The organism is Nocardia sp. CY15 (genome assembly GCF_009829295.1).
GTDB lineage: Bacteria > Actinomycetota > Actinomycetes > Mycobacteriales > Mycobacteriaceae > Nocardia > Nocardia sputi.
The window spans coordinates 26,124-36,247 of the sequence record NZ_VUOT01000048.1 but is presented as its reverse complement, the minus strand read 5'-3'; the positions used below and the strand labels follow the sequence as shown (position 1 = coordinate 36,247).

Here is a 10,124-nt window from a genome sequence, read left to right as displayed (position 1 = left end):
GAGATTCACGGCGGTTCTTTCGGCTTACGGCGGACGTGGGAGTTGGCGCTTCACATCCTGCCGCCGAAAGAACCGCCCCTCAGCACACCACCCCTGCACCGCGTCACCAACGTCACGACCCGCAACACCTAGGGGGTATACGTTGGCACACCCTTTGCACCATGCCTCCCAACTTTCGTCGCCGTGTTGGTAGCCGTAACCGTCCGGGTACCGCTGCGACGGCTCAGGTGCGCGAGCCCAGCGCAGCCCGTGGGCTTCGACGAAGTCGTTGACCGCGGCCAGCTGGCCGAGAGAGGTCGCCAGTTCTGGAAGCCGACCTTCATAGATCTCGGCGGCTGTCGGTGCCGGGCCGAAGACCCGCTCGGCCTGTCGCTCCGGTGACCGGTCCGGTACAGGGGCTCTTACGTGCACGCGCTGAGCCACATCGCCGAAACCCGCCTCGGCGCCGACCGCCGCGCCGGAATCACCGCAGCCGCGCCACGACTCGCCCCCGGTGTCACCGACGCCGACGCGCTGCTCCCGGCCGCGACACCGCGTCCGGCAAGGCGGTCGATCCGGAACCTCCCAACCGGTAACTCGCGCCACGATGGTCCGTGGGTAACCGGTCGCCCGCGCCGAACAGGGCGTTGCGCAGCGTGCCGGGCACGTACTCCTCCGCGTACGCGCCACGGGCGGTCAACACCGGAACCACGTGCCGGACGATGTCTTCGAAGGATCCCGGCGTGATCGCGTAGGCGAGGTTGAATCCGTCCAGATCGGTCTCGGCCGCCCATTCCTGGAGCAGGTCGGCGACCGTCTCCCCGGAACCGACGAACACCGGACCCATACCGCCGATGCCTGCCCACTTGCCGATATCGCGGACCGTCCACTCCCGCCCGTCGTCGTCGAATTCCTGGAACGCCGCGACCGCCGACTGGATCGCGTTGCTCTGCACCTCGCCGATCGGGTCGTCGAGGTCGTAGCGGGAAAGATCGATGCCCATCCATCCGGACATGAACACCAGACCGCCCTCGACGCTGGCGTAGGACAGGTACTCCTCGTGCTTGCGCCGCGCCGCCTCGTCGGTCGCGTCGGTGATGATCGTCGCGAGCGCGTAGACACGCGCCGAGTCACGCGCGCGGCCCGCCGCTTCCAGCGCGTTCCTGATCCGGGACACCGTCTGCGCGAGCACGCGTTTCGACGGGCCGGCGATGAAGATGGCCTCGGCGTTCTCTGCCGCGAACCGTACCCCGCGCGGCGACGCTCCCGCTTGATAGATCACCGGCGTGCGTTGCGGCGACGGTTCCGAGAGGTGGATGCCGGGCACGGTGAAGTGCGTGCCGCGATGGCCGATGTGGTGCACCTTGGCCGGATCCACGTAGATGCCCGCCGCCCCGTCGCGGACCACCGCGTCGTCCTCCCACGAGCCTTCCCACAACTTGTACAGCACCTCGAGGTACTCGTCGGCCTGGTCGTAGCGCTCGTCGTGGTCGAGCTGGTCGGCGGCGCCGAAATTACGCGCCGCCGAGGGCAGGTAACCGGTCACCACATTTCAGCCGAGCCTGCCGTCGGTGAGATGGTCCAGGGTGGAAAGCCGCCGCGCGAACGGGTACGGGTGCTCGAATCCGGTGCCGGTGGTGATGCCGAACCCGATATGCTCGGTCACCGCGGCCATGGCCGAGACCAGCAGCAACGGGTCGGCCACCGGAATCTGCGCCCCCTGGCGCAGCGCGGCGGCGTCGTCGCCGCCGTAGACGTCGTAGGTGCCGAGGACGTCGGCGATGAAGATGCCGTCGAAGCGCCCCCGTTCCAGCAGCCGCGCCAGCTCGGTCCAGTAGCCCAGCTCCTTGTAGCGGTGCGACTGGTCATCCGGGTGCCGCCACAGCCCGGGTGACTGATGGGCGACACAATTCATGTCGAAGGCGTTGAAGCGGATCCGGCGGGTCACTGCGCGGCTCCCCTGGCGGGCGTGCGCTCGCCCGCGCTCCAGGCGAACGGCAGATCGACGCCGTTGAGCAGGTGATCGCCGACCGCCCGCGCCTTCTGGATCGCCGGATTGTGCACCGAGATGGTGCGAGCGTTGCGCCAGTGCCGATCCAACCGCAGCCGTTCGGAGACCACCGAAGCGCCACCCACTTCGAACAGCAGCGAGGTGGCGGGCAGCACCAGGTCGATGACCGCGAGCTGGGCTTGCGCCGCGGCGAGTTCGGCCGCCACCACGGCACCGTCGTCGTCCGCGCCGCCGGCCAGCACCTCGTCGAGCACATCGGCGACGGCCAGCACACTGGCTTCGGCGGCGAACGCGGCCGCCGACAGCCGCCCGATCACCTGCTGCACCAGCGGATCGTGCCGGGGCAGATCGGCCGCGGAGTGCGTGTAGCCGCGAGTGCGCGCCGCGACCCATTCCCGGACGTCGCGCTCGGCGCGCTTGGCGATGCCTGCGAGCACCGCGAGTTGCACCAGTTGCAGGTAGGAGGTGGCGTAGGTCGGGCCGGGCGCGCCGTAGCCCGGACCCAGGATGCGGTCCTCGGTGACCACCACGTCGGTGAATTCCGTGGTGCCGCTGGCCGTCAGCCGCTGCCCGAAGCCGTCCCAATCGTCGTGCCGGCGTACACCTTCGGCGTGCGCGTCCACCAGCACCCCGACGCGCTCACCGTCACGGTCGGCGGCCGCCAAGATGTAGTCCGCGTACAGCGATCCCGTGCTGTAGTACTTCACACCGTTGAGCAGCCACCGTTCCCCGTCCTGGGTCAGTGTGGTGCGGTAGCGGTCCACCGCGCCGACGCCCGCTTCGGTGATCGCGTTGCCCACCAGCGTGCCGTCGGACACCGCGCGCAACCAGCGCTCCCGCTCGGCCCCCTGGCCCGACAGCAACTGGTCCTCGACGAACGAGAAGTGGACCCGCAGCGCCTGCGGCAGGTTCGATTCGGCGGCGGCGAGTTCTACGAGCAACCGGAACAGCTGCCGGACGGTGACGCCGTACCCGCCGAACTCGACCGGAACGCGCAGCGCGCCGAACTTCGCCGCGCGCAGCAGGCCCACCTCGTCATAGGGCAGGGTTCGATCGATCTCGCGCGCCACGGCGCCCTGGGCGATGCGGTCGAATATCGGTCCGAAGATCGCATCCAGTTCGGCGTCGGTGGTGGATTGGGCCTCGGTGGTCGTCATCAGCCCACCATCGCGCACCCCGGCCGGGTGCTCACGAGTTGCGCGCAGCGCGATCGAAATGGGGGCCTGCACCTCCTGCCCAACTCCGGCGCCGGTCGCTCACCGCTGATCGGTGCGGGCCGGCGTGGCCGGTGGGATCCCCGCGAGGCTTTGCAGCAAGGCGAGGGCACGGGGATGGTCGTCCGGTTCGAGTACCTCGAACAGGATGCGCTGAACTTCATCGGCTTTCGACAGCAGCTGCGCGTATTCCCGGCGTCCGGTGCGGGTGAGGGCGATCCGCCGTTCCCGCTTGTCGGCGGGGTTCACCGATCGTTTGATCAGATTCTTGCGCTCCAGTGAGGCGGCGGCTTGCGCCATTGTCGAGGTGTCGGTCCGGACTCGGACGGAAATCTCGTGCTGGGTCGAGGGCCCGTCGCTGTAGACGACGTTGAGAATGGCGAACTGCGTCGGCGTGATCGAGTCACCCACCGTGGCGTGCCAGATGGAATTGTGCCGCTGGTAGAGCAGCCTGATCAAGTGTCCCGGCGTCTCCGCGAAGACGTGCGGCACCAGCGCCGAGGTGAGTGACTCCATTCGCTGATTAGACCACGGTCACACCGATCACCGGCGTTGGTCGGTCACTTGTCCAGGCGAACCTACGGCCACTGAAAGATGGTCGATAGTACGTTTACGGACGATCTTCTGTGCGGCAGTCGGGCACGAAATATGCTCTTGCACAACATGTTTCGACATCTCTCCACCGACGATCGGGGTACACCCCTAACGTTTAGGGGTTGCCACCCCTGATCGAGCAGGGGTACTGTTCGGAACCGATCGAGGTTTCGCTTCCGGGCCTGACCAGAAGCCGAACCACCACATAGCCGCCATGCGGCTGTGCCGAATTGATCAACTGCTCGGGGGGAATGGGGGTGGCATACCAATTTATTCGATGTGCCCTGCTCGATGAATGCGTAGCACGCATTCACGGGCGATAACAGTCCGACTTACTGTCGTCTGCCGGCTGCCATGTAGCGCCGGCCGTAAACGCATCGCATTTATCGGTCTCTCGCGCCCGCACGATTGCGCGCCTCCACTTATCAGCACAGGAACTGAGCATGACGACCATGAGCACCGCCCGGGTCGAAGCACTCGAGCAGAACCTACGCAGCCACACCCAGCGGGTGGCCACTCCACCGAAGTTGCTCGGAGTTGCCACAGCCAACCCGCCGGATCGCTACAACCAACGTGAACTCATCGATCTGCTGAAGATCACCGACCCGAAGATCCGGGGCGTCTTCCTCAACGGCGGCATCGAGCAACGACATCTGACCCTGCCCCCACGGGGCGACGACGGCGAGTTCCGAGTCGAAACCCAGGGCGAGCTGCTGGAGAAACATCGCCGTCAGGGTGTGCGCACCGGCGCCGACGCACTGCGCCGATGCCTGCGCGAAATCGGTCGTGAACTGCACGAAGTGCGCTATCTGGCGGCCGTCACCACCACCGGATTCCTCACGCCCGGCTTCAGTGCGCTCCTGATCAACGAGTTGGGCCTGGATCCGGACACGGCCCGGCTGGATGTGGTCGGCATGGGCTGCAACGCCGGGCTCAACGGACTCGGCGCCGTGGCCAACTGGGCGTCCGCGCATCCGGGCGAGCTCGCTCTGCTCGTCTGCTCCGAGGCATGCTCGGCGGCCTACGTTTTCGACGGGACGATGCGCACCGCGGTGGTGAACAGCCTCTTCGGCGACGGTGCGGCCGCGTTGGCAGTGCAGGCCGGCGCGGGCAGCGGCGCGGCGGCGCGGGCGGGTTCGAGCCCGACGCCTTCGCTGCTGACCACCAGCAGCTACATGATCCGGCACGCGGTCGGCGCGATGCGCTACGACTGGGACGAGGACGCCGGGAAGTTCAGTTTCTACCTCGACAAGGAAGTGCCCTACGAGGTCGGCGCGCACGCCGAGATCGTGATCGACAAGCTGTTGCACGGCACCGGATTACGTCGCAAGGACATCGCGCACTGGATCGTGCACTCCGGCGGCAAGAAGGTCATCGACGCAGTCAAGATCAACCTGGGTCTCACCGCCCACGATCTTCGCCACACCACCGGGGTGATGCGCGATTTCGGCAACCTTTCCAGCGGCTCGTTCCTGTTCTCCTATCAGCGGCTGCTCACCGAAGGCCGGGTCCGCCCCGGCGACTACGGCGTCCTCATGACGATGGGCCCGGGTTCGCAGATCGAGACCGCTCTGCTCCGCTTCTGATCCACGGCGATCGCACTACACACAGGGGGAACGATGAGTACATCCAACGGGTCCGGCACCAACGTCCTAGCCGCGGTGATACCGGCCGATCAACCGCTGTCGGCCGAGCTGATCGACGCGGTCACCACGATCGCACTGCGCGCCGAAGACGCCCCGCGAGACCGGCCGCACGGTGTCGTCCTGTACATCAGGGGGCCGGAGGCGGGCCACGATTTCTCCTGGCCCGGTGCGGTGGACATCGGCACCGTCGGCAAGTGGGAAGGCGCCTTGCGACGGTTGGAACAGGCGCCCGCGCCGATCGTCGCCGCCGTCGACGGCGATGCCTACGGTCCCGCGGCCGAGCTGCTGCTCGTCGCCGACTACCGCATCCTGCGATCGGGGTCGGTTCTCGGATTCGCTGCTTCCGACGGAGGTAGCTGGCCGGCCATGGCGCTGCATCGGCTGGTCGCCCAGCACGGCGCGGGGCTCGCCAGAACGCTCGCGATACAGGGCCGCAGCCTCTCGGCATCCCAAGCGCTCGAGCACGGCTTGGTGGACGCGGCGATCGATGACAGCGCCGAAGCCGAAACCCAAGCGATCCAGGCAGGTCTGGCGCTGTTCGAGGCGACCGCGGGGTCGGAGATCGCCATCCGCAGGCGCCTGGTCCTGGATGCCGCGGCCACCCGATTCGAAGACGCGCTCGGGGCGCATCTGGCGGCATCCGACCGCGCCCTGCGTCGGCTCGGGAGCACCTTGTGACCACACTGCCGCAGTTCATCGGCGATCTCGGATACGACAAGGCCGCATTGCAGGACGCGGCCGCCGAATGCGGCCGCGTCCTAGCCGAACTCGGGCCCGTCGCAGGCCGCGACGATGCCCAGGCCGCACGAGCCGCGCAAGCCCTCGATGCTTTGCGAGCCCAACGCCGGGCATTCTTACGCGCGCATCTGCACGAGGTGTATCTCGCCGCCACCGACAATCTGCGTGAATCGCCGCGGTTGACCGAGCTCGCCGCCGCCGTCACCACCTTGTTCCCCGGTCTGCTCCCCGACCCTGGTCAGCTCGCCGCGGACGCCGCGGCGGTGCAGGCGCACAAGGAAGGCTGGGAGGTCGACCAAGGGATCTTCTTCCACGCGGTGTTCGCCGACCCGATCGCCGGGAACCACCTGCTCGACGCGATGCGCAGGCCGACCCGCCGCGCACAGGCGCTGCTGCCGGATTTCGAGAGCACCGGCCGGATCACCATGCCCGCGGCGACGCTGACCCGGTCCGGCCACACCGCGACCATCACGATCACCAATACCCACTGCCTCAACGCCGAGGACAACCAGCACGTCGCCGACATGGAAACCGCGGTCGACCTGGTGCTACTCGACGACCGGTCCAAGGTCGGGGTGGTGCGAGGCGGCGAGATGAACCACCCGCGCTACCGCGGCAAACGGGTGTTCAGTGCGGGCATCAATCTCACCCGGTTGCACCAGGGCAAGATCTCCTACGTCGAATTCCTGCTCGGCCGTGAGACCGGGTACATCGCCAAAATCCTGCGCGGCCTGTCCACCCTCGGCGATTCCGCCGAATGGCCCCCGCGGTTGCACACGAAACCGTGGATCGCCGCCGTGGACACCTTCGCCATCGGCGGCGGCGCGCAACTGCTGCTCGTCTTCGACCGCGTGATCGCCGCCGCCGACAGCTACTTCAGCCTCCCGGCGGCACAGGAAGGCATCGTGCCGGGCGCGGGCAATCTCCGGCTGGGGCGCGGCTCGACCTCGCGGCTTTCGCGCGAGGTGATCCTTTGGGGCAAGCGGATCCACGCCACCGAACCCGCCGCGCGATACGTCTTCGACAGCGTCGTCGAACCCGACGCGATGGACACCGAGATCTCCCGCGCCGCCGAGCAACTGGCAGCCGACGCGGTGGTCGCGAACAAACACATGATCGTGACCGCCGAGGAACCGCAAGACACGTTCCGCTCCTACATGGCCGAGTTCGCCCTGCATCAGGCGCTGCGGCTCTACGGCGTGGACGTGCTGGCGAAAGTGGGCCGGTTCAGCGCGGGAGCGCGGCAGTGACACCGCTGCCGGACCTGACCACCGTGGTCTACCGCAAGCAGGGCCGGGTCGCCACCGTCGAGCTGGATCGCCCCGACGTGCTCAATGCGATGAACTCGCGGATGCACACCGAGCTGGCCCAGGTGTGGGACGACATCGAACGCGACGATGAGATCTGGGTGGCCGTGCTCAGCGGTCGCGGCGGGCACGCGTTCTCGGTCGGGCAGGACCTGAAGGAGCTGTCCCAGCGCATCGCCCACGGCGAGGGATACTCGACGTTCGGCAGCGCGGGCAGACCCGGCCATCCCCGGATCACCGATCGGTTCGGCTTCGCGAAGCCGCTGATAGCCAAGGTCGCCGGCTACGCACTCGGCGGCGGTTTCGAACTCGCGCTCGCCTGCGACATCGTCGTCGCCGCCGACAACGCCGAGTTCGGGCTCACCGAAGCCAAACTCGGCCTGATCCCCGGCGCGGGCGGAGTGTTCCGGTTACCCCGGCAGGCGCCCTATCGGATCGCGATGGGGCATCTGCTCACCGGCCGCCGGATGACCGCGGCCCGCGCCGCCGAACTCGGCCTCGTCAACGAAGTTGTCGCCGTCACCGACCTCGACGCGTGCACAGATGCCTGGGTCGCCGACATCCTCGCCTGCGCCCCGCTGTCGGTGCGGGCCATCAAAGAGGCCGCGGCCGCGGCTTCCACCATGCCACTGCCCGAGGCGTTCACCGCCCGATACCACTGGGAGACCTTGCGCGCAGGCTCTGCCGACGCCAGAGAAGGGCCGCGCGCGTTCACCGAGAAAAGACCACCGAGCTGGACCGGCCGCTGAGCCGCGTCACTACCCGGGTGCAGACAGACCTATCAGGAACGAAAGGGATATGACCTCTACACCGCCCCGCAGGCTGGGCCGCGACATCATCTTCGACTATCTGCGTGAGGTGGGCACCGAATATGCCTTCGGTGTTCCCGGCACGCACGAGATTCCATTGCTCGACGGGACGACCATTCCGGAGAACGGTGTGGAGTACGTGCCGTGCCTGCACGAGAACATCGCGCTCGGCGCGGCCATGGGCTACGCCCGGATGTCGGGACGTCCCGGCGCGGCGATCGTCCACATCACCCCCGGCACGGCCAACATCATCGGCAATCTGTTCAACGCCTACCGATCCAACATCCCGCTCATCGTGCTCTGCGGACAGCAGCACAGTGAGCTGCTGATCCAGGAACCGATCCTGGCTTCCGATCTGGTCCACACCGCCGAGCAATACACGAAGTGGGCCCACGAGATCCGCAGTGTCGACGAAATGCCGCTGGTGCTACAGCGCGCGTTCAAGGAACTCCTGGTTCCGCCGTTCCGGCCGGTATTCGTCTCGCTGCCGTGGAATTTCCTGCTCGAAGCGCCCACCATGCAGGAGCCTGGGCGGGTGACACGCATCGCGCACGCGGTAGCGGCCGACCCGGCCGGTGTCGCGGACGCCGCCCGACAGCTCGCGCAGGCGAAGAATCCCGTGGTGCTCGTCGGGGACGGGGTCGGCGAGGCGAACGCATGGCCGGAGATCGAGCGCCTGTCCCATGTGCTGGGCGCGGCGGTGTACTCGGAGAACCAGGCCAGCCGCATGAACTATCCGAACGATCTGCCGCACTGGCAGGGCGAGCTCGTGCCCACCCAGGACGGGGTACACATGCAGCTGGCCGATTTCGACACCATCTTCCAGGTCGGCGTGAACTCCCAGGCCCAGATCCTGGTGTTCCGCTGGGAGAAGGGCCCGATCATCCCGCCCGCGCTCACGCAGGTGACGCTGCACAACGACCCGTGGGAGATCGGTAAGAATTCTTACGCGAGCGTCGGTGTGCTCGGCGACATCAAACGCAGTCTGCCGCTGATCATCGACGCCGTCGTCGGCCACCCCGCCTACGACGAATCCGCGGCGGCACAGCGCAATAGGCGGATTCTCGAGCTCGACGCCCGTCGCGACAAGGCGTTCACCGCGGCCGGGGCCACGGCCCCCGGGCACGAACCGACGATTCCGGACTACATCGTGCCGATGAAGCTGGCCGAGGTGCAGAAGACACTCCAAAAACCGCTGACCGTCATCAACGAGGACTTCGCGATCTCGGCGGCGATTCAGAAGGCGATCGCCTACGACGCACCCGATTCCTATTTCTGTACCTCCGGCGGGTCGCTCGGATTCTCCCTGCCCGCGTCGATAGGTATCGCCCTCGCCGTGGGTAAGCGCCGCTACGTCGTGACCATAGTCGGCGATGGTTCGGCCCTGTTCCACACCAACTCGTGGTGGACGACGAGCAAATACGCGCTGCCGGTGCTGTATCTGGTGATGAACAACCACGAATACAAGACCCTCATGACCGGTCTTTCCGCCCTCGGACAGATCTACGGCTGGGAGCCGACCAGCGACGCGTGGTACCTGCGATTGGGCCGGCCTACCCAAGATTTCGCCGAGATCGCCGAGACATTCGACATCGAGGGCGAGGTGGTGACCAAGACCGCGAAGCTCACCGATGCGCTCGAGCGCGGGTTCAAGGTCCTCGACAAGGGCGAACCCTACGTGATCGACATCCGTATCGCCTCGGCGTCCGCGCCGCCGATCGACATGCTGCTGGCCGACAACCCCGACGTCGACCCGGTTCTGGTCGAACGGCTCCAGTCCATGGGTCCGCCGTGATCCGCGAGACCGCCACGTCGTGCTCCCGCGC

At 67.3% G+C, this 10,124-nt stretch carries 7 protein-coding genes and 1 pseudogene; 5 read left to right on the top strand and 3 right to left on the bottom strand.

Annotation, left to right across the window (positions count from 1 at the left end; translation table 11 throughout):
* Positions 1-496: 496 nt before the first annotated feature.
* From GVY39_RS31330 to GVY39_RS31320, 3 genes and pseudogenes are all read right to left on the bottom strand, one after another.
* Positions 497-1,927: pseudogene (locus GVY39_RS31330) on the bottom strand (LLM class flavin-dependent oxidoreductase).
* Entirely contained in the window at positions 1,924-3,147 is a 1,224-nt protein-coding gene (locus GVY39_RS31325; protein WP_159930601.1) for an acyl-CoA dehydrogenase family protein, read from the bottom strand. The pseudogene GVY39_RS31330 and the gene GVY39_RS31325 overlap by 4 nt, the downstream one beginning before the upstream one ends.
* A gap of 99 nt (positions 3,148-3,246) precedes the next feature.
* Complete coding sequence (locus GVY39_RS31320; protein WP_159930600.1) at positions 3,247-3,720, bottom strand: MarR family winged helix-turn-helix transcriptional regulator; 474 nt, start codon at positions 3,718-3,720, stop codon at positions 3,247-3,249.
* 521 nt (positions 3,721-4,241) lie between these two features.
* On the opposite strand from GVY39_RS31320, the gene dpgA reads away from it, so the two are divergent.
* From dpgA to GVY39_RS31300, 5 genes are read left to right on the top strand one after another with little or no spacing between them, the layout of a single operon-like run.
* Complete coding sequence (dpgA, locus tag GVY39_RS31315; RefSeq protein ID WP_159930599.1) at positions 4,242-5,384, top strand: 3,5-dihydroxyphenylacetyl-CoA synthase DpgA; 1,143 nt, start codon at positions 4,242-4,244, stop codon at positions 5,382-5,384.
* A 33-nt stretch (positions 5,385-5,417) separates the two neighbouring features.
* A complete protein-coding gene (gene dpgB / locus GVY39_RS34145) occupies positions 5,418-6,122 on the top strand; it encodes an enoyl-CoA-hydratase DpgB (RefSeq protein WP_195069711.1) in 705 nt (234 codons plus the stop codon).
* Positions 6,119-7,432 (top strand): (3,5-dihydroxyphenyl)acetyl-CoA 1,2-dioxygenase DpgC, encoded by a 1,314-nt coding sequence (gene dpgC, locus GVY39_RS31310; RefSeq protein WP_195069712.1) that lies wholly within the window; start codon positions 6,119-6,121, stop codon positions 7,430-7,432. The genes dpgB and dpgC overlap by 4 nt, the downstream gene beginning before the upstream one ends.
* A complete protein-coding gene (gene dpgD, locus GVY39_RS31305; protein ID WP_201295417.1) occupies positions 7,429-8,238 on the top strand; it encodes an enoyl-CoA-hydratase DpgD in 810 nt (269 codons plus the stop codon). The genes dpgC and dpgD overlap by 4 nt, the downstream gene beginning before the upstream one ends.
* Positions 8,239-8,287: 49 nt before the next feature.
* Entirely contained in the window at positions 8,288-10,093 is a 1,806-nt protein-coding gene (locus tag GVY39_RS31300; RefSeq protein ID WP_159930598.1) for a thiamine pyrophosphate-binding protein, read from the top strand.
* Positions 10,094-10,124: the final 31 nt, after the last annotated feature.

Excerpts from the sequence above, each read along its gene's own strand:
- GVY39_RS31325 (WP_159930601.1), bottom strand. The coding sequence starts at position 3,147 with ATGACGACCACCGAGGCCCAATCCACCACCGACGCCGAACTGGATGCG.
- GVY39_RS31320 (WP_159930600.1), bottom strand. The coding sequence starts at position 3,720 with ATGGAGTCACTCACCTCGGCGCTGGTGCCGCACGTCTTCGCGGAGACG.
- dpgA (WP_159930599.1), top strand. The coding sequence starts at position 4,242 with ATGACGACCATGAGCACCGCCCGGGTCGAAGCACTCGAGCAGAACCTA.
- dpgB (WP_195069711.1), top strand. The coding sequence starts at position 5,418 with ATGAGTACATCCAACGGGTCCGGCACCAACGTCCTAGCCGCGGTGATA.
- GVY39_RS31300 (WP_159930598.1), top strand. The coding sequence starts at position 8,288 with ATGACCTCTACACCGCCCCGCAGGCTGGGCCGCGACATCATCTTCGAC.